This is a genomic window from Paenibacillus sp. cl141a (genome assembly GCF_900109305.1).
GTDB lineage: Bacteria > Bacillota > Bacilli > Paenibacillales > Paenibacillaceae > Paenibacillus_AQ > Paenibacillus_AQ lautus_A.
In genome coordinates this window covers 24,968-48,729 of record NZ_FNZO01000003.1, presented here as the reverse complement: position 1 = coordinate 48,729, position 23,762 = coordinate 24,968, and the positions used below count along the sequence as shown (strand labels likewise).

The window sequence follows — 23,762 nt, the reverse complement described above, 5'->3', positions numbered from 1 at the left end:
ACTCATCACCCTATCTTTTGTTTTTACTAAATGCCTGACGAAGTGGGAACGCCAGATCCAGGATTCCGATAATCATTGCCGGCGGGAACAGAACAATCGGTATGGCCGTCAAAAGCGGCGCGATGGGATGCCACTTCCGCTCGTGTGCCAAATAATAGAAGAAGCTCAGCGCTTGAATCATGAAGCAGATCTGCAGCAACGGCGTAGCGTTGGCCACTATCATCTTCATGAAGGTATTGTCCGAATTGACGGTTGCTATGTTGATGAAGAAAATGAGCAGGTAGTACCAGATCAGTGAACGCGGGAGCATCCATTCTCTGGCTGGCTTCAGCCGCGGCACGGATAAGCCCATGCTGCTGAGGGTGGGCCGTGCCAAAGCATGGGTGACCACCGTCATAAGGAACGAGCTGATAATCATCGCGAACGGTACCAAACGCATCGTTTGATCTTTAATGAGTTGTGTATCGAGTTCGGTGCCAAGGAACTGGCCGCCCAGGCCGCCTTCAACACCCATCTCGGTAAGCGGAGCGGTCGTCATCTTTACGATCTCATCCACATATTCCGACAGGTTCAATTGGAAGAAGGCCGTGCCGATCATCAGCAGGACAAGCAGTTCCACCAGCATGACGGCCATGCCATACTTCAGCACCTGCATGGCTGCCTTCCGTTTCCGGTATAAATACCCCATCACGATCCCCGGAATGGCAAAATAGATCGCGAGCAGTAAATAAATGGGATGAATCAGAAGAGCAATCAGCCACACCGGCACCACATGCATGATAAATGATTTTGTATTCAAAGCCGTAAACAGAATCGCAACCGGCAGAACCAACAAGAAAGCCGTTACGATCGAAAAGGGTGTGAGTAGTGACAGCAGCAGCAGCAAATATACAACGCTCCATACCGCCGTAGTCCAGCGCAATTTCAATATGTTCACCTCTTACGCAAATGTTCTTCGAGCGCGGAAATATCCTGGTACCAATCCTCCAGCTGATGTCCTTCCTGCTTATGCTTTTTCAATTTCTCCAACAAGAGATCGTCCAAATCCCGATAGGTCAAGCCGAGCCTTCGGCCCAGTATGTAGGAGCTCATCATCAGGCTTGCCAAACTGTCTCCAACCTTTGTAGTGCTGCCTTCCCATAGAGCTTTGAATAACCGGGATACATGATCAATTACTTCGGTTTTAAGCCATTCAATCACTTTGGCGCGTTTCGCTACATCCAAGTCCTTCGGCATATTCGGCATATCCATCTCTCCCTGAAAACAGCTTTATTCTCCATTATAGCATAAAAAAAAGCCGCCCACACAAAGGCCCTAGGGCACCCTGTCCAACCTTATTCCCCATGGCAGAGATAACTTACCTTCTCTTTGTACTCCAAATGGCCACCGGTTATTCCCCTGCATGCCAGCTACTGCCCCGATTCTATAGAAATAGGACGTGTTACCCACGATGTCCCCGTGGTCCCACGCCCTTTGTTGTTTCGTTCCTGCTTGATTATGTTGCCCCTTGGGATTCCATCGTCTCCTTGGAAACAAAGCGTTCGCAGTACTCGATGATTAGGCTTCTGCGGACAATCCCGATAAATCGGTTCATGTCGTCCACCACAGGCACAAAGTTCTGTACCTTGGCCAAATTAATCAGATCCTCCATCCGGGCATCGATCGATACCGGCTTGATATCCATGCGGAACGGAACATCCTTCAGCAAAAATTTCGAAGCGTTCTCAAAAGTGATTTTGCCTTCCGAGTTCTTCATATGCCATAACAGATCGCCTTCGGTTACGGTGCCTGCATATTGCCCGTTCTTATCCAGCACGGGCACCGCCGTGTACCGGTGAAACTCCATCCGTTCCAGCGTCTGCCTGAGCGTGGAGTCCAGCGTTAAACAAATCACTTCCTGCTTCGGTAATAGAAAAAAAGCGATATTCATAATGCATTATCCTCCTTATGACTCCAACCTCATGGAGTCATGTTAAGTAACCTTCCTGATCCAAAAGCTTGGTATGCAGGTTACTCCTTCCCCTATCCATACTCATACATACGTTAACTCCGTCGTTTCGATTCCCTTGTATAGGGCACAAAATCAGCAGCCAGGCAATCCGGACTGCTGATTGAGATGAAGCAACGTACTATGACATCATTCGGATGTACCGGTGTTTATGTTATTGCAATTTCTGTTTCTCTGCATCTTTAGGCTGCAGCAGCTGGTCTGCCGGCGTATCTGGGTTCATCCAGTTGTCGATTAGATCGCGGGCTTCCTGCACGTCCTCCATGTCGGCCTCATTATAATAGATGCCGTTAATTTTCATGCCTTCTCCCATGATCGTATAGCTGGTCATATCCACTTTCCCCCCGGTCAGCATCTGCTTCGCCAGGTCAATAATGAATTTAGGCTGCATATCGGTCTGGAAATTATCTCCCATGATCTGGATCAGTTCAGGCACCTTGCCGATCTGATCCAGCTTCATGACCCGCTTAGCCGCTACATCCAAAAATACTTGCTGTCTCTTCGCCCGATTAAAGTCGCTATCTTCACGATAACGGACATAATTCAAGGCTTCCTCGCCATTGTAAATCGGCTTGTTGGCTTCAATCGTGAATTTCTCATGATCCCTGCCTTTGTTGACGATATCCTTGCGGATCGGCAACTCGACGCCGCCAATGGCGTCAACGACATCCTTCAAGCCTTGAAAATTAATGGAGGCATAATAATCAAGTTCCTCATCGAAAAATGCTTCCATCGTATCTTTCGCCATTTGATGACCGCCAAATGCAAACGCATGGTTGATCTTGTCTTTCTTGTCCTTGCCGATAATATCGACGTACGTATCCCGCGGTACCGAGATTAGGAGCACTTTGGACTCCATGGGACGTACAACCGCATAGATCAACGTGTCCGAACGAGCCGGCTCGTCTTCCCGCTGGTCGCTTCCCAGCAGCATGACCGAGAACGGCTTGCTCTGGAGTACGACCGGTTCAGGCGTCTTGTCGCTCTGAAGCGGCTTATACGATTTCTGTAATGATTCCTCTACGTCCTTTGCCATAAACAGATCAAATGCCACGACCGCAAGCTGCGTTCTGAACAGAAATGCGGAAGAGCCCAGCAATATGACAACAGCGAGCGTAATATATAATGATTTCCTCTTCATGAGTTCAATTCCTTCTTTATTATAAAATAAATTAATGGATAAGTCAGATCGTTAAAGGTCTTTGCTTGCACCCTAAGCTGCTTGGCTCACCCTCCTCTCTTATTAAACGGGAACTCCTCCCGTTGACTCACTTCATACTAGTAGGTCAGTTGCAACACATCATCTATTGTAAACCAGAATATTGTCAAATGTGAACCCTTCACGGGCAGTTCTATAAATCTACCAAATCCTCATTGATTCGTTAAACCGGTCTGTTCACATGCTGACGAGTGGCTGCGGTCCCCGAATATTGGAACCAGTCATCCAGCCGCTCTCTCCACGTCAAGGTTTTAGAAAATCCGTAATCGAACAGCTTTCGCGTCTCTTCGAACCTTGCTTCTTTGGATTCGGTACCCATGACAACGGCAATAAGCCGGCTGCCTTGCTTCTCGGCTGTTCCCGTAAAGCAGTACCCTGCATTCGCCGTGTACCCTGCTTTTAATCCATCGGTGCCTTCGTAGGAATATGGACCGCCAAGCGAGGGCAGCATCCAATTGGTGTTGCTCAAATATAAATTGCGTCCGCTTATCTTCGTCTGCGTTTTGCTGGAAGTGCTTAGAATATCCGGATGGCTTCTAATGAGATGTGCGGCTAGTTTAGCCGTATCTTCTGCAGTCATTACCGTTTCTCCATCCGATGACCAGGCGTGACCATTGGCGGTGCCCTGCTCGACGCCTGATGCGTTCACGAAATGGGTGGCGCTGGATAAGCCAATCTCTTTGGCCTTGGCATTCATCTTCCGGACGAACGCTTCCTCGGAGCCCGCAAAATGCTCGGCAAGCGCCACGGACGCATCATTGGCGGAATAAACCGTTATGCTCTGGAACAATTCGCGAACCGTCAAAATTTCGCCGGGCTTCAAGGCGATTTTAACGCCTCTGACATCACTTGCGGTATCGCTTATTTTGACTTCATCGTCCCAGGATCTCTTCCCGGTCTTAATTTCATCCAGTATGACCAATTCGGTCATCAGTTTGGACATGCTAGCAGGCGGTAAGGGTACGTCGCCATTCTCGCTGAGCAAAATACGCCCGGTGTTTAAATCCATTAAGACGACGGCTCGCGCGTCGACCTTCGGTTTAAACCCCGCTCGTTCTATATTTCCTATGACAACCGCCCCTATGGGGACGATAATTAGCAACATCATGACCAGCCAAAGCCACCGTTTTTTCATAGAATTAGCCCTCCATAGTTATAGACGGTTGAAAGAGGCATTTGGTCTGCTTTTTTTTGAATTTTCTGTTTAGAAATTTTTGTAAATGAAACGACTGTGTCAGGAAAACGAAAAAGACCTCCTAACCGTCCGCAGACGATAGGAAGTCCTTCTATGAATCTGTAAATCTTCTAATCATCACGCTGATTGCTGTCAGAAAATCTGGATATGATGAGTCCTATTAAGCGTAGTGACAAGCAACAAAGTGATCATTTCCTACATTGCGGTATTCCGGTACTTGCTGTTTGCACAGGTCCGAAGCCAGCGGGCAGCGTGTGTGGAATTTGCAGCCTGAAGGCGGGTTCGCCGGGCTTGGAATGTCGCCTTTCAGTACGATCCGATCACGCTTCAGCGTTGGGTCCGGTACCGGTACGGCAGACAGCAATGCTTTCGTATAAGGATGCAGCGGGTTGCGGAACAGTTCTTCCTTGCTGGCCATTTCTACCATCGATCCCAGATACATTACCCCAATTCGGTTGCACAAATGCTCTACAACACTGAGATCATGAGAAATGAACAAGTAAGTCAGCTGCTTCTCGCGCTGCAAATCACTTAATAAGTTGATGATTTGTGCTTGAATCGATACGTCCAATGCAGATACCGGCTCATCCGCGACGATAAAGTCGGGATTCAGAATCAACGCACGGGCAATCCCGATCCGTTGTCGCTGTCCGCCGGAGAACTCATGCGGATACCGATCGTAATGATAGGCAGCAAGGCCGCAAATTTCCAGCGTTTCAATCACGCGGTCTTTAAGTTCCTTACGATTAACTAACCCATGATCAATGAGTGCTTCGCCGATGGCTTCGCCCACTTTGATTCTTGGATTCAGCGAGCTGAATGGATCCTGGAATACGATCTGCATCTTCGGACGCAGGGCACGCATCTTCTCCTTGGACAAGGTATGGATGTCGGTACCGTTGAAGATGACCTTGCCTTCCGTTTTTTCCAGCAATCGAAGAATGGTTCGTCCAATGGTGCTCTTGCCGCAGCCCGATTCACCTACGAGCCCGAAGGATTCACCTTTGTTGATGGTAAAGCTGACTCCGTCAACGGCCCTTACATTGCCCACGGTTCGTTGAAATACGCCGCCGGTGATGGGAAAGTATTTCTTCAAACCGTCTATTTCGATCAGTGCTTGACTCATTAGGCTTTCCCCTCCTCTTCATACAGCCAGCAAGCGACCTTATGGCCGTTAGGATCCGTACCGAGCGGAGGCGTTTTCTCCTTGCAGATCTGCATGCAGAATTCGCAGCGATCATGGAAATGACAGTTGTCTCCAAGATCTACCGGGTTAGGAACTTGTCCCGGAATCGAATACAGACGTTCTTGCGTCTGATTAATGACCGGCTTCGCCTTCAGAAGACCTTTGGTATATGGATGCTTCGGCTGTTTAAACAGCTCGATGACCGGAGCCTCTTCTATGACTTTGCCTGCGTACATTACGACAACATAATCCGCCATCTCGGCAACAACGCCAAGGTCATGCGTGATCAGCATAATCGAAGTGTTGAGTTTATCTTTAATGTCGCGCATCAGATCCAGAATCTGGGCTTGAATCGTAACATCAAGCGCCGTTGTAGGCTCATCCGCGATCAGCAGCTTCGGATTACAGCTGAGGGCAATCGCGATCATGATCCGTTGGCGCATACCGCCGCTGAGTTCATGCGGATAAGAGTCGAAAATCTTCTCCGCACGCGGGATTCCAACCAGATTAATCAATTCGATGGCGCGTTGTTTTGCTTCTTTACGGTTTACGAGCTGATGAAGCAGGATCGGCTCCACAATCTGCTCTCCGATCGTTAATACCGGGTTGAGCGAGGTCATGGGTTCCTGGAAGATCATGGCGATATCATTGCCGCGAATCAAGCTCATCTCGCGCTTGCTCATCTTCAGCAGGTCCTTGCCTTCATACAGGATTTCTCCTCCTACCGGAGGCGTATCGATCAAACGCATAAGAGACATGGCTGTTACGCTTTTACCACAGCCTGACTCCCCCACCACACACAGTGTTTCACCTTCACGGATTTTGAAGCTTACATCGTCGACGGCTTTCACGGTGCCTGCGGAGGTTTGAAAATGCGTTTTTAAATTACGGAATTCTACTAATTCTTTTGCCATATTCGCATCTCCTACTTCTTCATTTTCGGGTCAAGCGCGTCGCGAAGCCCGTCACCGATCAAGTTGATTGCAACTACGGTAACCAGAATACACATGCCTGGCGGTATCCACAGCCACGGCCGCTTACGGAAGTCGATGAGATTGTTAGCGGCAGAAATCATATTCCCCCATGACGGCGTCGGTGGAACAACACCAATCCCGAGAAAGCTTAGTGAAGATTCAAAAATAATCGCGCCTGCTACCCCTAGGGTTGCAGATACAATAATGATAGGGACCGTATTAGGGAGCAGATGGCGGAAAATTTTCCGGCGATCTTTAAGCCCTAAAGCTTCTGTTGCTTGCATGAACTCCTGCTCGCGGAGCCCTAAGATTTGACCACGTACAAGACGGGAGATACTGCTCCAGCCGAGCACCCCGATAATCAACATCAGGAAATAGATACGATCTGACGGTTCAACCTTCAGGTCAGACAATATCGCGCCCAAAATGATCAGGATCGGCAGCGTAGGCAATGCCATAAAGATATCAGCAATACGCATAATCAGCGTGTCCACCCATTTACGATAAAAACCTGCTAAGGCTCCCAAGGTTGCTCCGATGATGACCGAAATGCCTGTCGCAACAAGACCAACCAAAAGAGATATTCGTCCAGCAAGCATCATGCGCAGGAGAATGTCGCGTCCCAGCTTATCCGTTCCCAGCCAATACTTCGAGCTTGGCGGCAGGTTCTTGTCCAGTACACTGTAATCATACAGAGAATAAGGTGAAAAGAAAGGGCCAATAAAACACAGCAAAAACATAAATACAATTATGAAAAGTCCGATGACAGCAAGACGGTTTCTGGAAAAACGGCGAATAGCGATCCGCCACGGGGAATCCGGCTGCTTCTTCGGAACTGGTAGATTCGTTTTTAAAGGTGCAGCCTCTGCGGACAAATGAATCTCCTCCTACTTTAAGCGAATTCTTGGATCTGCAGTTCCGTACAGAACGTCAGACAACAGGTTGCCGAGAAGTGTCAGTACGGATATGAATACCGTGAAACCAAGCATAAATGGATAGTCTCTCATGTTGATCGATTCCAGATATACCTGCCCGACCCCAGGCCAAATGAAAATTTTCTCCATGATGATGGCGCCGCCGAACAAAGAGGGCAGCTCAAAGCCCATCAGCGTGATCGCAGGAAGCATGGCATTACGCAAAGCATGCTTGAAAATAACCGTACGTTCCTTCAATCCCTTTGCACGGGCTGTGCGGATATAATCCTGACGGATAACCTCCAGCATGCTTGTACGGAAATACCGCGTCAAACTGCCTGTGCTCAGCATCGTGAGTACGGTAACTGGCAAGAACATATGCCATGCAATATCGATCAATTGATCCCATGTACTTCCATTCATTCCCGAAGTCTTCATACCGCCAACAGGGAACCATCCTAAATCCAAGGCAAAAAACTTGATAAGCAGGAGTCCGATAAAGAAAGAAGGCAGTGACATGCACAAGAAAACTAATAAAGTTATGATCTTGTCAAACAAGGAATACTGAAACTTCGCTGAGAATACGCCAGCAAAAGCAGCTATAACCCAACTCAAAATTAAACTGAAAATCGCAATAAAAAAGGAATTCCATACATAATTATTCATTACGGTTGTGACAGGTTGTTTGTGCACAAGGGAATCTCCGAGATTACCCTTTAACATATTGCCGACCCATGTAAGATAACGCTCTACCGGCGGCTTATCCAAACCATAAATTTCCCGAAGCTGAGCTGCTTTCTCAGCAGTCATCGTCGGGTTGTCCACTGCAGTGATATAATCACCAGGTACTAAAGATGATATCGCAAATATGATAATCGAAATCCCGATCAATGTCGGAATGATCTGCAGCAGCCTCCGGATAATGTACTGCTTCATAATATTCCTCCCGGCTTATAAGTGCATATGCCCAGCTCTTGCGAGCTGAGCATATGTTTCTTGATGCTATTGTTGAATTTCTGCTTTGTACAGGTCAATTGCAAAGTTTTTGTAAGGTGTGATGTCAACGCCTGTCAATCTGGAGTTGATTGCCCAAGCATCACGTCTTTGGTAGATCGGAAGATCCGGAACGTCTTTATTCAGCACTTGATATGCTTCAGCATAAGCCGCTTTACGTTCTTCCAGATCAAAGGCGTTCAGACCTTTCTTCATAGCAGCATCATAGTCGGGATTGGAATATCCGATGTCGTTTTGTGGTCCATTCGTGATATAAACTGTTGAGTCTGGATCTGGAGTCAAGCCCCATGCAGCAAAGAACATTTCGAAATCGCCTTTGTCCTTCTTATCCATGATGGCGTTAAAGTCCAAAGTTTCAGCTGTCAATTTGATGCCCAGCTCTTGGTAGTTCTGTGTCATGACCGGAATCAAAGCATCAATTACTGGGTTGTCAGCTGTTGCCGAGAAATGAACCTCGAATTTCTTGCCGTCTTTTTCACGGATGCCGTCAGCACCTGGAGCCCAGCCTGCTTCATCAAGAAGCTGCTTCGCTTTCTCGATATCAAACTCATGAGGCTCAATACCTTCTTCCGTGTAAGCCCAAGATACGCTGGATTGTGGAATGTTAATGACGTTTGCATATTTACCATAGATAATTTCAACAACTTCGGCGCGGTTCAAACCATAAATCAACGCTTGACGAACTTTAGGATCTTGGAATTTAGGATCTTTATGATTCATCGCCACATAACCATAACCATTGGTTGGGAAGATGTTAATATCCAAGAAGCCCATCTCTTTCAACGCTTCTACGTTATCTTCGTTAACGGTTACCATATCCATATCGATTTCACCGGATTGGAACATAGCCAATTTGGTTTCGTCAGTTGTAGTCTTGTAGATGACGTTCTTAATTTTTGGAGCGCCCAGGAAGTAGTCCGGATTAGCTTCCAGAACAACCTCTTGTCCAGGAGAGAAGCTCTTCAGCACATATTGACCGCTACCAACTGGTTTAGCATGCAGGTCTTTCATGTACTCCAGGTTGCCTTGCTTGTAACCTTTTCCATAAACGGATTCTGGAACAAAAAATACAGTACCCAGGTTATCCTTTGTCATGGCATTTGCTTCGGTAACTTCGATTTCAATGGTATTGTCATCGATGACTTTAATACCGGAGATTTCATCAGCTTTACCTTCGTTATACTCTTTTCCGCCTTTAATGTTCACGGACAGCAGATCGGATTGACCGTCGTAGCTGGAGTCATGATAAACTTTCATTGCGAATGCATAGTCTTTCACAGTAACCGGTTCGCCATTAGAGTATTTTACACCCGGCTTCAATTTAAACGTGTATTTCAATTTGTCTTCGGATACTTCAACGCTCTCAGCCAGGCGATTATTATAAGTTCCATCACCGTTCAGCGAGAAGAAAGAATCGAAAATTGCATCTACAACATAACGGTCATACGCTGTTTGCCAGTAGAATGGGTTAAATACCCCTTTAGGTGCTGTCATACCAACGACGAGTGTGTCTTTACGTGCCAACGCATTCGCGGGATTAGCAGATGGATCTTCTGCCTTGAAGTAGCCTTGGCTGTCGTTTCCATTTTCAGCCGGCGGTTCTGTAGTATCTTCGCCTTCAGCTGGTGGAGTTTGCTCTGTTTGATCCCCTTGACTTGGTGGCTGTTCTGCTGTTCCTCCGCCTCCGCAAGCTGCTAATACCGTGATGGCCAGAAGCATGATTGCCAGCAGGAGTGACATTCTTTTCTTCATGCGAATCCTCCTCTTAAAAAATGTTGTTGCAATATAAATTATCAGGACGAATATTGAAATCATCCTTAAATAATTTCGGTACTGAACGTTTCGTTCTCTAGGATGTCATTGCATGATGTGAAATAACTTGAAAGTTTTACAGAAAATATACCATTGGTCAATTAGTGCCAAAGTCTCTAGCAATATCTTCTTGCCTATAAAATTAATGTTATGATACGTGTAAATTTAGGTAACGTCAATTACTTTTTTTCATATTTCTCAAAAATCATGTTTTTATCGTCGTTTTCGAGGTTAATAATTCAGTTTATCTCCGTTGTATATCCTTAGTTTACTGAAAATGTATGTAATATCAAGATTTATTTACATTTTATAACTATAATCGCTTTCGATTTTGTCGGAATTATGTGATGTTATATCACAAATGATTTGAATTCATCTCTAATATTTTGATTAAAAGTGTTATAAAACGAATTATATGTTATATTATATCACACAATCATAGTTTAATCTCTGCTCAATCTAAATAAAGCCCATTTTTATGTAATATTTTATCCTAACCGTATGCTTCAATTCTGTATTAGGTGACGCCTGTTTGGAGGTATTACATTTCATGATTTCGTCTCTCTATTGTATTAAAGCTTAAAAAAGCAACCCGGGGGCATCTTCCGGATTGCTTTCATGTTCTGTTTCATGTCAGATAAATCAACTTCGTTCTTTCATACTTACGAACTACAGATTCTTCACCCAAGCTAGCTTCAAATCCATTTCTTCAATGCACTGTTGATGATCATGCGTGTCGTCGGCCACTAAAGGCGTTACCGGATATATGCGCATCTGTCCGCGGTAAGTATGGAGCAGCGGATGAACTGCATGCCTTCCCTGGATTTCCGGGTCTAGCCACTTGGCCATGTTTTCTTCCGACAAGATTGCCGGCATCCTTGTTTCGAACTCCGATATCGCTTCATTTGCATCCGTCATCAGCACCGTGCAGGTTCTCATTTCATTTCCCCTGGCATCCCGCCATGTCTCGTATAGGCCCGCCATACCAAATATTTCATTCTCTCCGATCACGGTCCGTACGGCATAACTCCGTTTGCCGACCGTTCTCCAGTAATATAGTCCGTTGCAAGGTATAATGCATCGCCTCGTATCAATCGCTTTGCGATAAGTGGGATTCTGATCAACTGTTGTAATATCGGCATTGACCGCGTCTTTTCCCCAATATGGAACCAAGCCCCACCGATACTCATCGAGTACCCGCTCCCCCTGTTCCTGTACAATGACGGGCATGGTTTGGGTAGGACTAATGTTGTACCGGCTTTTGTAGTAATACATGACCCGGTGGATGCCAAAGTGTTGATTCACTTCTTCGAGCCCTGCGGACAGCGAAAATCTTCTGCACATACGACTACCTCCTTTTTCCTTTATCGTTTGGATAATGGAGGAGGAATATGCATAATAAGACTAACATCATGGAGCTTCCACTTCATGTCCGCTTGTATCCCTGGAGAGGACATCACCAGTTTGAAAAATTTCTGCAATTTTAATGTAATCGCATTATTAAATTTTTCTTACCGCATGGTCACGGCCATATTCGTCTATCATGTTTGTACACGATAGACATCAAACTTCATATGAGAATAAGATATAGGCCCTTACCATTCTCTTTTTTCGATATAGGAGAAGGATCGCATTCTACATACAAGACAAATATCATTTCACCCTGCATGCGGAAAGGCTACAGATACTTATATATAATAGAAGGAATTTTTTCAGCCTACTTTGCGATCGGCCTACATTCATGGATTCCTTTGTAGCAGGAGCACCCATTGTTCTTATCATTGTATTGCTTACAATAGACACTGTCCCTTCAAAGCAGACATGATTTCAGGGCTTTAAAACTGGAAAGCTTTACACTAGGCTTGTATTTATTGATCGTTGCTACACTTTAACAATGTACACTCAGAGGAGACACGATTCTTCCATGAAGACATTATACCCCAACATTTGGATAAGCCTGTTTGAGATCCGAATAGTCTGTACCTGCTCTAGTTTTATATCTGATTAACCTCTGCCTCTCAACATGGATGCTTTCACAATTCCCAATGGGCAGCGACGTGTGATCCTGAAACCATCTGCCTGACGTTGCTTACTCTACCACAGACCGCATATGGCCAATGTTATCCCTTGCTAGATGTTGAAGTAAGCACTTGCGTTGTACCTAATAAAAAAGCGGCCCAGCCAATGATTAGGCTGAACCGCTTTACGCACAAAAGATTACTCCGTTGTGTATGGAAGCAATGCGATTTGACGGGAGCGTTTGATCGCGATCGTCAGGGCACGCTGATATTTAGCGCTAGTACCTGTTACACGACGAGGCAGGATTTTTCCGCGCTCGCTGATGAATTTCTTGAGCAGGTCTGTATCTTTATAGTCAATGTGAGTAATTTTGTTCACAGTGAAGAAACATACTTTACGACGCTTGTTGCGGCCGCCGCGGCGTGCCGGTCTTTTGTCGTTGTCTCCGCCTTCTCTTTGTTTAAAAGCCATGTGTTGTCAGTCCTTTCCGTATTAAAATGGCAAATCATCATCCGAAATATCGATCGGTTTTCCTTCATCGGAAAAAGGATCCTGATTGTTGTTTCGCGAGTAGTTATTGTTCCCCCGGTTTCCGCCACCGCTATTGCTGTTGCTTCCTCCGTTAAACGATGATTCCTCACGATTTCCTCCGCCACCGCTTGTTTCACGGTTTGACTCCAAGAAGCGAACATTATCGGCAATGACTTCGGTGACGTATACACGCTTACCTTCGTTATTCTCGTAATTTCGCACTTGAATGCGCCCTTCTACAGCCGTCAGACGGCCTTTGCGCAGATAGTTTGCACAAGTCTCCGCAAGCTGTCTCCAGGTCACGACCGGAATGAAATCCGCTTCGCGCTCCCCGCCTTGTCCAGTAAACGGACGATCAACAGCAAGTGTAAATTGCGTTACAGCAACACCTGAAGGAGTATATCGCAGCTCGGGATCCTTAGTCAGTCGGCCAATCAAAATGACACGGTTCAACAATCCAATCCCCTCCTTAGAACGAAATCAATTACAAAGTTTGGTCCGTATTAAGCAACGTCGTTCGTGATGAGATAACGAATGACTTCGTCAGAAATCTTCATGAGACGCTCAAGCTCAGCTACAACTTCAGGTGTTGCGTTGAAGTTTACCAGAACGTAGACGCCATCACGGAATTTCTTGATCTCATACGCAAGACGGCGTTTACCCATTACGTCATGCTTTGTAATTTCTCCGCCGTTGGAGATGATGCCTTGGAATTTATCGACTGCAGCTTGAACAGCTTCTTGTTCAATGTCAGGACGAATAATGTACATCACTTCATATTTGCGCATATGTTTCACCTCCTTATGGACTTCGGCCCTCAATCGATGTTGAGAGCAAGGAGCGAGTCTAACTCGCACCATAATACTATACCAGAACGGATGATCGGATGCAAGTTTCTTTTCAAAACCAAACATGCCCTCTTCCCTTTATTACCGTGCCTTTCTCTCTTTCCCTGCAATGATTTCAGGTCTGTTGGCGCATGATAATACATGCAGTCCATCCATCATAATGAGGAGGAATTCCATAATGGGAGAACAGACCGAATTTCGTGCAGGCGACAAAGCGCCAAACAACGGCATTTATATGGAAGTTGGCGTTAGAGACCATATTATGGGCATCGAGAACCCGCGTCAAATTAAAATGAGCAAGGGCGACACCTTTCCTGAAACTCAAAATGATGATCGCGTATGGTTAAACAAGCGTCGGGTGCAGCCTAAATAACAGCCAGGAGTGTTCCAGCCCCATGGTATTGTTCAGTGTCCGTCCTATTAGATCCTGAGCACTGCCCCACGATCGAGCTTTGCCTATATGGCTGTCGTTCAAGCAATGAATGCGGACCATTTACTCTAAATTGTTATCCGTTGAAATTAGCATGTATACAAACAGCCTTTAGGCGCACATTATAATCAGGCGGTGCATGAGAGAGGTGTGGTTCCGTTGAACGTTGCAACTGAACAACGCAGAAGGTTTCTGATCGTCGCACGAATTGCAAGCTGAGGAAATGAGCCGAGTGCTTGACCTTCAGGACAAGTGAAGCTGGTTGACAAGGTTCGCAGAAGTGCTGATAAAATGATTCCAATTCGCAAGCACCGCCTACCCAGAAGGAAGGGCCCATTAGGGCCCTTCTTTTTATGTTCATATCCCGCTTCCTGATCTGGAGTCATCCTCTCGACAACGAAAAACACCCTCATGCAGGCTAACCTGCATGAGGGTGTTTTATTCAAAGGCGTCCGTACAGCTTATCGCCTCGGCTTATGTAACAATATCGTCTGCATCCATAACAGCGGAACTTAGAACGATTGGTGGCGGAAAGGGTGGGATTCGAACCCACGCACGCCTTGCGACGCCTAGCTGATTTCGAGTCAGCCCCCTTGGGCCTCTTGGGTACCTTTCCACAGCAAGTTTGATTATATCATGGAAACGTTATCTGGTCAATAGCTTGTCTCCATCTCTTTTTAGCTGCTCGATCAGATTCGCCTTACCGGCTTCATGAACACTGGCTTGGGAAGATCTTTCGGGGAGGAAATATTAAGGTGTATCTCCTGCCCCTTCCGATTCCTGTGCCGAACGTAAAACCTTCTTCATATTCTTCTCGAACTTTACACGGGGGATCAACACGCTGTGCTGACACTTCGTGCATTTAATCCGAATATCCATCCCCATGCGAATAATCTCCATCTCATTATTTCCACAAGGATGGGGCTTCTTCATCTGAACGATATCCCCTAACTGAAAAACCTTGCGCTCCATGGTTACCGCTCCCTTTTGTTTCGTCGCTTAATATCTATTATATAACATCGGATTACCGAATAGATCAACCCTGAGCGCGTTCTTGCCCCAGCTCGCGTGCTTCAATGGCCTGTTTGATATCGGTAAAAATCTGGCGTTCCACAGCTTCCCTGGCATTCGGATTACACTCGGCTACGATGCGAACCACATATTCCGACGTTGTCAAAGACTGGATCCCCAGCACATCCGGCGAACGCTGCACCTCGGGCCGGCGGTCCATGATTCCCGTAAGTGCCGATTGAATCAATGTGATCGTATCCTTCACCTGCTGATCGTTCTTCACTGGCAGATCCACTATCGCGAGCGAGTTGGAAAGAGAGTAGTTCGTAACGCTGGTAATCATCCCGTTCGGAATGATATAGGTTTCCCCGTTCAACCCCCTGACACGCGATGTGCGCAGTCCGATCATTTCGACCGTTCCCCGATACTCGCCGCTCTTAATCACGTCACCTACGGCGAACTGATCCTCGAATATAATGAAGAAGCCGGTAATAACATCCTTCACCAAACTTTGTGCACCGAAACCGATGGCAAGACCCAGTACACCGGCACCAGCCAACAGCGGTCCTAGCTTGAAGTTGAACTCCGACAGAATAATTAAGATCATGACAAAGTTACATACGACGGAGGTTACATTTTTTAACAATTCCCCTACCGTGACAAAGCGTCTTGAGTTCACCTGGATTCGGCTCTTCTCCTGCCGGAGCAGAAACTGATCAATCATTTTATACACAACCCGGATCACGAGACGCGTCAGAATAAATATGATGATTACCCGAATGCCGGATGATAGAATATTCGTCCACATCTCTTCATTCGTTAACCATCCCCAGATCTTATCTTTCAAGCCCTCTGCCTCCTCAGCTATCGTTTGCAAATCTACACCATCTTCTGTAGTTTCCCCAGACAAGTAACCAAAGCCCCTCATCCCTGATGTCCTCCCTTATTCTTCGATGTTGATATACCTCTCGTTGTCATCAAGCGCAAAAATGCCCCGGATCTCCACATGCTCCAGCCGGATGATCTCTTGAACTTCCTTTAACGCATCAGGGGGGAATTGAATCGATAATGCACAGCCAGCCGTGATCTCTTTCGGCGTAGGGAACAGATCTATTTCGATATCCGCATACTCCAGCAGCATTTCCGCGCGCAGCGCCTGCTGGGTGGAATCGAATGCGATCACCATCGCACCTTCCACTGCCCAATCCTCCTTCATGCTGCCTATCATTTTAGTTGTATGTATCTCTCATCATCATGTCCGGCAAACAAGAGTTTTATATAAAACTCTTAAAATAAATCAACATTTCATAGAACTTCTGCGGGTCCATGTCCTATACATATTCAAAGCACGGCCATCGCTCGAAATGATGAAATCGTATTTTTAGCAAAACGCAAAGTATAAAAACAGTCTTTCATCCATATACTGATACTACCAAATGCAGACGAAAGGAAGATTCTATGAACCGTCTATCTAAAATCACGTCTCGCCCGGAGGCTTCCAGCTTAAAAATACCACACACGGACCCTAATATCCATTCTGCTATTATACATCGCTTGCTCTTTCATCTCTCTGACGCCCGTATTCAGCACCGGCCGCTTGTCATTGTCTGCATCGGCACCGACCGGTCCACCGGTGACTGCCTGGGACCGCTGGTCGGCACTTCGCTTGCCCGCTACAACAGTTCGCTGTTTCATCTCTACGGGACGCTGGACGAGCCTGTCCACGCCATGAATCTGAAGGATACGCTGACCGCCATATATGAGAAATTCGATAACCCTTTTGTGATCGGTATTGACGCCTGCTTAGGCCAATCAACCAGCGTAGGCTCCATTCAGATCGCCGATGGCCCTCTTAAGCCTGGAGCCGGCGTACATAAAGAATTACCGCCGGTTGGCGATATCCACGTCACGGGAATCGTCAATGTCGGCGGCTTTATGGAATACTTCGTATTGCAGAACACTCGATTAAGCTTGGTCATGCGTTTATCTGATATTATTGCAACCTGCCTGTTTGCAGGGATCAAAGAGTGGAACCGTTCTTCCCTTCTTGCAGCGCAAGAGTAACGGCCTCCTTTTCTTCCGGAGACAATGGATATTTGGATTGCCCATCCTTCAATGGTTTGGCGTACACATAGGAGCTCTCCCGGTTATGCAGACCGGTCAGAACGATCCCTTCCTCCTCCTCACTCAGGATAGCCAGGGAGAAGCTCATTTCGTTCCCCCGCTCGCCAAATGCATTATATCTGACGATGCCAACTTTGGATTTCATTCCTTTCAAGCTGCCGTTGATGGAATCCAGCATTTTTTGATGACTGGCATGCCCTTCTTCAATTTCATCCATTTGGATTTTCAACTGGACCAGCAGCGATTCGATATCTTCCACCCCGCTGCCTGCCATCATCGCATCGTATCTGCGCTTCATCTTGCGCAATTTTGCCCCTTGAACAATTAAGGTTATCCATAAGATCAAGATGATCATGACCATTCCGACGACAAACCAATGAAGCTGCTCCATGATCAATTCATTTAATTCAGACATGCTTTCTTCCTTCCTCTTCTCCATCTTGATCGTTTGTTCAACTGTGAATTTCCTTGATCGCTTTTCGCATGAATTCGATTTCGTCACGGCTCGTAGAAATCCCAACGCTCGCTCTGACTGCACCCGTATGTTCCGTTCCTGATGCCATATGGGCAAGCGGTGTACAATGATAACCGGCACGCACGGCAATCCCATATTCCCGGTCCAGTCGAAAAGCTATTTCGGACGCGTCGAATTTTTCAGACACAAAAGCCACGATGCCTGTCCGTGCTTTTCCAAGAGCAGGACCGAGTAAACGAAGGCCTCTTACCTCTTGCAGGCCCTCCATCATATATTGCGTCAATCCCCATTCATGCCGGTAAATATGCTGCGGTGTCCATTCAAGCACCTTCCGCACACCTGCTTGCAATCCCGCATATCCAATCGTATTCGGCGTTCCTGCCTCATATCGATCCGGACGCACCGTCGGCTGTTCAATTGCCTCCGATTGACTGCCGGTACCTCCATGCAGCAATGGTTCCAGATCAATATCAGACGAGATATACAGTCCCCCTGTTCCTTGAGGCCCCAAGAGCCCTTTATGCCCGGGAAACGCCAGCATACCCACATGCATCTTCTCCACATGAATATCCAGCATACCGGCACTCTGGGCAGCATCCACGAGCAGTATAGCCCCTTTCTTCTTCGCCAGTTCTCCTATCTCAACAAGTGGAATAATGGAACCAAGCAGATTGGAACTATGACTGCACACAACAAGCCTAGTATTAGAACGAAAGGCTCCCTCGATTCGTTGCAGATCAAGCTGACCCTCCTCATCAACGGGAACATAGTCTACTTGTATCCCCCGGGTGCGCTTCAAATATTCAAGCGGCCTGCGCACAGAATTATGCTCAATCATCGTCGCAATGACATGATCGCCTTCACGCAAACACCCTTTGATGGCTAAATTAAGCGCTTCGGTCGTATTCGATGTCAACGCAATATCGTTGGGGTTCTTCACTCCAAACAAATCTGACAGCGTCTTCCGTGTTCCATAAAGGACACGGGATGCCTTCACCGCCATTCGGTGACTGCCTCGCCCCGGATTTGCAGCCGCCTCTTCCATGGCCCTCTTCATTGCCTCAAACACTTCAGGAGGCTTGGGCCATGATGTGGCGGCATGATCCAGATAAACGATCGGGTCCATGATGTTTCCCCTTCATTTTTCCGTAGTATTTTCCCTTTACAATACATATTCAAGCATCTTCAACTTCCACCGATAAATGAAGTACCTCACGTTTAGTTAAATAAAGACATATCTCATTCCCTTTCAGGAACGTCGACATGTCTTTGGTTTTAATCAAACTCAATCTTTAACCAGCCACTCATCAACGGAGTCTTCAGATACTAAGCCTGCTCTTATTGAAGCAGTTCCAACAACCGCTCCAAATCCTGCTTGCTGTAATAATTAAGCTCAATCTTCCCTTTATCCTTATTGTGCTTAATTTTGACGGTCGTTTTAAACCGTTCTCTAAGATCTTCTTCCAGATGATCGATATAAGGATCGCGATTCTTGACCTTAGGCTTCGCTTTATCCGCTGGTTTGCGGTCCAGATTCTTAACCGCTTCCTCCAATTCGCGGACACTCCATTCCTGCTCCACGCATTGTTTCGCCAGCTGTTTGACAAGAATCGGATCCTTAATTCCCACGATCGCTCTAGCATGTCCCATCGACAATGTTCCACGTGAAACATTTTCCTTCACTTCTTCTGGTAATGAAAGCAATCGCAAAAAGTTAGCGATATGGGAACGAGATTTACCGACCTTCAATGACAACTCTTCTTGGGTTAAGGAAAATTGTTCCATGAGCCCTTGATAAGCTACCGCAATCTCCATGGCGTTCAGATTCTCGCGCTGCAAGTTCTCAATGAGGGCAATCTCCATTACTTGTTGGTCACTGAAGGAACGAACCACCGCCGGAATGGTTGCTTTTCCGCAATATTGGGATGCCCGGAATCTTCGCTCCCCGGCAATAATCTCATAGCCCTTCAGCACGCTGCGGACGATAATCGGCTGAATCACACCATGCTGACGGATCGATTCCGCCAGCTCCTGGATCGCCTCATCGTTAAAAGTCTTTCGCGGCTGATACGGATTCGCTCGCAATTGACTGAGCGGAATTTCCACTACCTTGTCATCATCATGAATAGACAAAGATGGAATCAGCGCATCCAGCCCTTTTCCCAAACGTTTACTCATAAGAGATCACTTCCTTTGCCAGCTCCAAGTATACTTCCGCTCCCTTTGAACGGGGATCATACGTAATGATCGACTGTCCATGAGACGGCGCCTCACTCAAACGAATATTTCTCGGGATAATCGTTTTGTACACTTTTTCCTGAAAATACTTTTTCACTTCTTCAATCACCTGAATGCCCAGATTCGTGCGCGCATCCAGCATCGTCAGCAATACGCCTTCTATCTTGAGTGATGTATTCAGATGCTTCTGAACGAGGCGAACCGTATTCAACAGCTGACTCAAACCTTCCAATGCGTAATATTCACATTGAATCGGGATGATGACCGAATCGGCCGCCGTCAATGAATTGATCGTTAAAATGCCAAGCGATGGAGGACAATCAATCAAAATATAATCATACTGGGGTTTGACTAATTGGAGTGATTTCTTCAATCGTACTTCACGAGAAATCGTAGGAACAAGCTCAATCTCGGCGCCAGCCAATTGAATGGTGGCCGGAATGATGTCCAGTCCTTCGATATTCGTCCCACAGATGGCGTCCTTCGGGTGTACTTCATTGATGATAATATCGTAAATGCAATTTGCAACATCGGCTTTGTTAATGCCAACCCCACTCGTTGTGTTACCTTGGGGGTCTATATCCACCAAAAGCACCCGTTTGCCTAGCGAAGCCAATCCAGCTCCCAGATTGACGGAAGTCGTCGTTTTGCCGACACCGCCCTTTTGATTTGCTATGGCAATTATCTTTGACACTCATTTCACCTCAATGTAGGAAGACTCTTCTAAGTAGTCGCAATAGATGATATACAGCGAAAAGCTGTATATGTAATATGTGAGCGATCCCGTAAAATACGGGATGCCCAGGATATAGCGCTCGATGAAAATGAGTAATAATTAAAATTACATATTTCTCATCTGCAGCACAAAACCTAACAAGCAAAGATATCGCTGCTGCAGAGAATCTCGATCTCTTGATCAACAGAAAAAGCGGTACGATGCATACCGCTTCACACCATATCTTAACGTTTAGGTATTTTTATAACGATTTCATAGTGATCTTCGTGATCATTCTCCGTTGTTTTGATAGCCATCCCTGATCCGGATACCATATCAATCGATTGACGAATCGTATTCAGGGCCAGGCGAACATCTTTACTATACGATATGCGCTTGGCCTTCTTCATTGTCGTTACTTCTTTATAAAAGGCGATACGAGCCTCCGTCTGTTTCACATTCAGTTCTTTGGTAATGATTTCTTCCAGCACTTTAAGCTGGGTTTCTTCATTATCCAAGGAAAGCAGTGCACGCGCATGACGCTCCGTCACCTTGCGTTCCATTAAAGCCACTTTGGCCGCTTCCGGCAGCTGCAGCAAACGAATCTTGTTTGCAATCGTGGACTGGCTTTTGCCTAGTCGCTGTGCCAAGCTCTCCTGTGTTAATTGGTGAAGATCGATCAGCTTCTGGTAAGCGACTGCTTCTTCAATTGAGGTAAGACCTTCACGCTGCAGGTTCTCGATTAACGCAATGGAGGCTGCTTGTGAATCGTTGAACTCCCGAACAATGGCCGGAATCGTGTCCAGACCCAGCTTCTTAACCGCACGCCAGCGGCGTTCCCCTGCAATGATCTCATACACGCCGTTTCGGACGCGAACGACGATAGGCTGAATGACTCCATGGGTTTTAATCGTCTGAAGCAGCTCATCAATCTTCTCGTCATCAAAAATCGTCCGTGGCTGGTATGGGCTGCTGACAACCTCGTTTACCGGGATTTGTTTCACTTCATCCCCTTGGTTCCGCTCTGCCGCTAAGCCAAACAATCTCGAAAATTGTTCTTTCATTCCGTATATTACCACCTAATTTCATGATAGCACGGATAAGCCTCCGGTTTATCCCGGAATCGGTTAAACGATTGAACAACCACAATGTGGAGCATACACGGATCGTTCCAGACACCATCTAGAACTAGTCATTCAAGTTGTTACGGTACTGGAAATCATTGTGATGTCAGGCATTTCCCTGCAAAAACAGATTTCATGCTGATTAGAGAAAATCGTCTGTGGCGATAGCCGTGTTTTCTCTGATCAAACCCGCTGCATGAAGCGGTTGCTTCTTGAGAGATAGATCAGGAGGTAATATCATGATGTTTACTATCAATCGATATCTCACAAGCGGTATATATTTTGTTCTACTTCGCATGAGGCCAAGAACCCCTTGGGTTAATATGGCACTTCCAAAAAACAGCAGTCACAACGATCAATGGTTGTTGACTGCACGAAGCAAGGATGGAAAAGTCACCAAACCAGGATTTATACTCTTTCATCCCTTCAAGGAACGGGCAAAAGGGCCCGCCAGCTCAAATGGATACTACGATTCTATTCTACCACTTTTTGTCCTATAACTCTATTCTCCAATATCACCTTTTTTCCTGCATTTCTCGCTTGCTTTATACAGGATTGTGCACAGTTCCAAAGTTTATCCGTCAAAATCATGTTCTTGAACCGTATCTCCCCTTCCATTGCCTTATCTATGATCACAGCATCTATAATAATTGTAGGATTTGCCAATCATGAACTCGCTTCTATCATCATCTGCAATGAAAGCAATTGACCCTATAAAATGGGAACTTTCATTCATGATAGTTCCATCCAACTTATTCCTTAAAAAGTGTCTTGGCGCAGGTTACAACTCTACCAGGAAATATAATCCTGCCATAATAATAGATATCATATATTCAGCGTACCTCAAACATTTGAAATGTTTCACGTGAAACATTCAAAGCTTAACAAATACATCCAAGGGACTAATGCTTAGTAGCCAATGTGTTACACCTGTTTTAGAAACGAAACATTTCCGAACTCAGCCTTTCGCTATCCAACGAATGACACTTCCTATTATTCAAGACGATGGTTAGCAAACTAAACACCCGGATTTAAATGCGAGCCTCACGGTATTACTCCATATAAGGATGAATGCATCAGTTCACTAACATGCCCTCTCTTAATCAATAATACAAATACAGTAAATAAAAAAAGAGAGGACTCTTATAAGAGTCCTCCTCTATAATCTGTTCGCATCTCATTTCCGAAGTCGCTTTTGCTTACACGATCGGCGTTTTGCTGGCCGTACCCGCCTTACGGGGATACTTGGAAGGCGTCGCTCCCTTTTTATCGATCACCACGATATGCCGGCCAGATTCCTCTACAGGCAAAGAGAACGAATGAACCTTGTTCAACGCCCCTCTCAGCTCTTTCAAACTGCGGGCCGCCTCCTTCACCTCTTCCGTAGGGTCGCTGCCCTTCATCGCCGCGAATTGTCCCCCTACCTTCGTGAAAGGCAGGCAGAACTCATTCAATACAGCCATTCGAGCTACCGCTCTTGCTGTGACCAGGTCGAACCCGTCACGGTACCCATGTTTGCGGGCAACCTCTTCTGCGCGCCCATGGATCAGCTCAACCCCGGACAGTCCGAGGGTATCAATAACATGCTTCAGAAACGTAATTCGTTTATTCAGCGAATCTACAATCGTCAGTTTGAGATGGGGAAAGCAGATTTTTAACGGGATTCCCGGGAAGCCGGCACCTGATCCGATATCCGCCAGATTGCCGATCTTGTTCATATCCACGTAAAAGGCAAGCGTAATCGAATCATAAAAATGCTTCGTATAAACCTGCTCCCGTTCGGTTATCCCGGTTAAATTCATTTTCTCATTCCATTCCACCAGCACTTCGTAATACATCTCAAACTGATGAAGCTGTTTCTCGTCAATCGTGATCCCGTGCTCGCCGAGCCGGTCAACAAAAGCTTTCTGAATGTCGTCCATTCC

General features: G+C 46.3%; 25 protein-coding genes and 1 tRNA gene. 2 read left to right on the top strand and 24 right to left on the bottom strand.

Going from position 1 to position 23,762, the window contains the following annotated elements:
• Window positions 1–10: 10 nt before the first annotated feature.
• The 14 genes from BMX45_RS10205 to rpsF all read right to left on the bottom strand — a co-directional run bounded on the left by BMX45_RS10205 (window position 11) and on the right by rpsF (window position 13,660).
• Entirely contained in the window at window positions 11–937 is a 927-nt protein-coding gene (locus BMX45_RS10205; RefSeq protein ID WP_254778021.1) for a DUF2232 domain-containing protein, read from the bottom strand.
• Entirely contained in the window at window positions 934–1,236 is a 303-nt protein-coding gene (locus BMX45_RS10200; protein ID WP_175320760.1) for a MazG-like family protein, read from the bottom strand. Before BMX45_RS10200 ends, BMX45_RS10205 begins: the two co-directional genes overlap by 4 nt.
• Before the next feature lie 259 nt (window positions 1,237–1,495).
• Window positions 1,496–1,930: a CBS domain-containing protein gene (locus BMX45_RS10195; protein ID WP_009591456.1), complete on the bottom strand. Its 435-nt coding sequence runs from the start codon at window positions 1,928–1,930 to the stop codon at window positions 1,496–1,498.
• A 232-nt stretch (window positions 1,931–2,162) separates the two neighbouring features.
• Window positions 2,163–3,149 (bottom strand): LCP family protein, encoded by a 987-nt coding sequence (locus BMX45_RS10190; RefSeq protein WP_090909583.1) that lies wholly within the window; start codon window positions 3,147–3,149, stop codon window positions 2,163–2,165.
• A gap of 241 nt (window positions 3,150–3,390) precedes the next feature.
• Window positions 3,391–4,362, bottom strand: a complete 972-nt coding sequence (locus BMX45_RS10185; RefSeq protein ID WP_090909582.1) for a D-alanyl-D-alanine carboxypeptidase family protein — start codon at window positions 4,360–4,362, stop codon at window positions 3,391–3,393.
• Window positions 4,363–4,582: 220 nt separating this feature from the next.
• A complete protein-coding gene (locus BMX45_RS10180; RefSeq protein WP_090909581.1) occupies window positions 4,583–5,548 on the bottom strand; it encodes an ABC transporter ATP-binding protein in 966 nt (321 codons plus the stop codon).
• A complete protein-coding gene (locus BMX45_RS10175) occupies window positions 5,548–6,522 on the bottom strand; it encodes an ABC transporter ATP-binding protein (protein WP_090909580.1) in 975 nt (324 codons plus the stop codon). The genes BMX45_RS10180 and BMX45_RS10175 overlap by 1 nt, the downstream gene beginning before the upstream one ends.
• Before the next feature lie 11 nt (window positions 6,523–6,533).
• A complete protein-coding gene (opp4C, locus tag BMX45_RS10170) occupies window positions 6,534–7,457 on the bottom strand; it encodes an oligopeptide ABC transporter permease (protein WP_090909579.1) in 924 nt (307 codons plus the stop codon).
• 12 nt (window positions 7,458–7,469) lie between these two features.
• Entirely contained in the window at window positions 7,470–8,432 is a 963-nt protein-coding gene (locus tag BMX45_RS10165; protein WP_090909578.1) for an ABC transporter permease, read from the bottom strand.
• Between the two features lie 66 nt (window positions 8,433–8,498).
• Window positions 8,499–10,262 carry an ABC transporter substrate-binding protein gene (locus BMX45_RS10160; RefSeq protein ID WP_090909577.1) on the bottom strand — a complete coding sequence of 588 codons (1,764 nt, stop codon included), beginning with the start codon at window positions 10,260–10,262 and terminating at the stop codon, window positions 8,499–8,501.
• Window positions 10,263–10,991: 729 nt separating this feature from the next.
• Complete coding sequence (locus BMX45_RS10155; RefSeq protein ID WP_090909576.1) at window positions 10,992–11,666, bottom strand: SOS response-associated peptidase; 675 nt, start codon at window positions 11,664–11,666, stop codon at window positions 10,992–10,994.
• 873 nt (window positions 11,667–12,539) lie between these two features.
• Complete coding sequence (gene rpsR / locus BMX45_RS10150) at window positions 12,540–12,812, bottom strand: 30S ribosomal protein S18 (protein ID WP_006207333.1); 273 nt, start codon at window positions 12,810–12,812, stop codon at window positions 12,540–12,542.
• A 21-nt stretch (window positions 12,813–12,833) separates the two neighbouring features.
• Complete coding sequence (ssb, locus tag BMX45_RS10145; protein ID WP_009591476.1) at window positions 12,834–13,328, bottom strand: single-stranded DNA-binding protein; 495 nt, start codon at window positions 13,326–13,328, stop codon at window positions 12,834–12,836.
• A 47-nt stretch (window positions 13,329–13,375) separates the two neighbouring features.
• Window positions 13,376–13,660, bottom strand: a complete 285-nt coding sequence (gene rpsF / locus BMX45_RS10140; RefSeq protein ID WP_009591503.1) for a 30S ribosomal protein S6 — start codon at window positions 13,658–13,660, stop codon at window positions 13,376–13,378.
• 238 nt (window positions 13,661–13,898) lie between these two features.
• Here rpsF and BMX45_RS10135 point away from each other — a divergent pair, with 238 nt between their 5' ends.
• Window positions 13,899–14,093 (top strand): YjzC family protein, encoded by a 195-nt coding sequence (locus tag BMX45_RS10135; protein ID WP_015738119.1) that lies wholly within the window; start codon window positions 13,899–13,901, stop codon window positions 14,091–14,093.
• A 582-nt stretch (window positions 14,094–14,675) separates the two neighbouring features.
• On the opposite strand, the gene BMX45_RS10130 is transcribed toward BMX45_RS10135, so the two are convergent.
• The 4 genes from BMX45_RS10130 to BMX45_RS10115 form a co-directional block, all read right to left on the bottom strand.
• Window positions 14,676–14,766: transfer RNA gene (locus tag BMX45_RS10130), tRNA-Ser, on the bottom strand.
• A gap of 134 nt (window positions 14,767–14,900) precedes the next feature.
• Window positions 14,901–15,122: a DUF951 domain-containing protein gene (locus BMX45_RS10125; protein WP_090909575.1), complete on the bottom strand. Its 222-nt coding sequence runs from the start codon at window positions 15,120–15,122 to the stop codon at window positions 14,901–14,903.
• 64 nt (window positions 15,123–15,186) lie between these two features.
• Window positions 15,187–16,089, bottom strand: a complete 903-nt coding sequence (locus BMX45_RS10120; protein ID WP_090909574.1) for a mechanosensitive ion channel family protein — start codon at window positions 16,087–16,089, stop codon at window positions 15,187–15,189.
• A gap of 15 nt (window positions 16,090–16,104) precedes the next feature.
• Window positions 16,105–16,377, bottom strand: a complete 273-nt coding sequence (locus BMX45_RS10115; protein WP_254778020.1) for a putative Se/S carrier protein — start codon at window positions 16,375–16,377, stop codon at window positions 16,105–16,107.
• A gap of 242 nt (window positions 16,378–16,619) precedes the next feature.
• Here BMX45_RS10115 and yyaC point away from each other — a divergent pair, with 242 nt between their 5' ends.
• A complete protein-coding gene (yyaC, locus tag BMX45_RS10110) occupies window positions 16,620–17,225 on the top strand; it encodes a spore protease YyaC (RefSeq protein ID WP_036659575.1) in 606 nt (201 codons plus the stop codon).
• Here yyaC and BMX45_RS10105 read toward each other — a convergent pair.
• The 6 genes from BMX45_RS10105 to rsmG all read right to left on the bottom strand — a co-directional run bounded on the left by BMX45_RS10105 (window position 17,182) and on the right by rsmG (window position 23,759).
• A complete protein-coding gene (locus tag BMX45_RS10105) occupies window positions 17,182–17,700 on the bottom strand; it encodes a DUF4446 family protein (RefSeq protein WP_090909572.1) in 519 nt (172 codons plus the stop codon). The genes yyaC and BMX45_RS10105 overlap by 44 nt on opposite strands.
• Window positions 17,701–17,737: 37 nt before the next feature.
• Entirely contained in the window at window positions 17,738–18,886 is a 1,149-nt protein-coding gene (locus BMX45_RS10100) for an aminotransferase class V-fold PLP-dependent enzyme (RefSeq protein WP_090909571.1), read from the bottom strand.
• A gap of 212 nt (window positions 18,887–19,098) precedes the next feature.
• On the bottom strand, window positions 19,099–19,938 hold the full coding sequence (locus BMX45_RS10095) for a ParB/RepB/Spo0J family partition protein (protein ID WP_009591559.1): 840 nt from the start codon (window positions 19,936–19,938) through the stop codon (window positions 19,099–19,101).
• A complete protein-coding gene (locus tag BMX45_RS10090) occupies window positions 19,931–20,692 on the bottom strand; it encodes a ParA family protein (RefSeq protein ID WP_009591460.1) in 762 nt (253 codons plus the stop codon). Before BMX45_RS10090 ends, BMX45_RS10095 begins: the two co-directional genes overlap by 8 nt.
• A gap of 266 nt (window positions 20,693–20,958) precedes the next feature.
• Window positions 20,959–21,777, bottom strand: coding sequence for a nucleoid occlusion protein (gene noc / locus BMX45_RS10085; protein ID WP_090909570.1), 819 nt, complete (start codon window positions 21,775–21,777; stop codon window positions 20,959–20,961).
• 1,259 nt (window positions 21,778–23,036) lie between these two features.
• The gene (rsmG, locus tag BMX45_RS10075; protein WP_090909568.1) at window positions 23,037–23,759 is read right to left on the bottom strand and encodes a 16S rRNA (guanine(527)-N(7))-methyltransferase RsmG; all 723 of its coding nucleotides are present in this window, start codon (window positions 23,757–23,759) and stop codon (window positions 23,037–23,039) included.
• Between the last annotated feature and the right edge of the window lie 3 nt (window positions 23,760–23,762).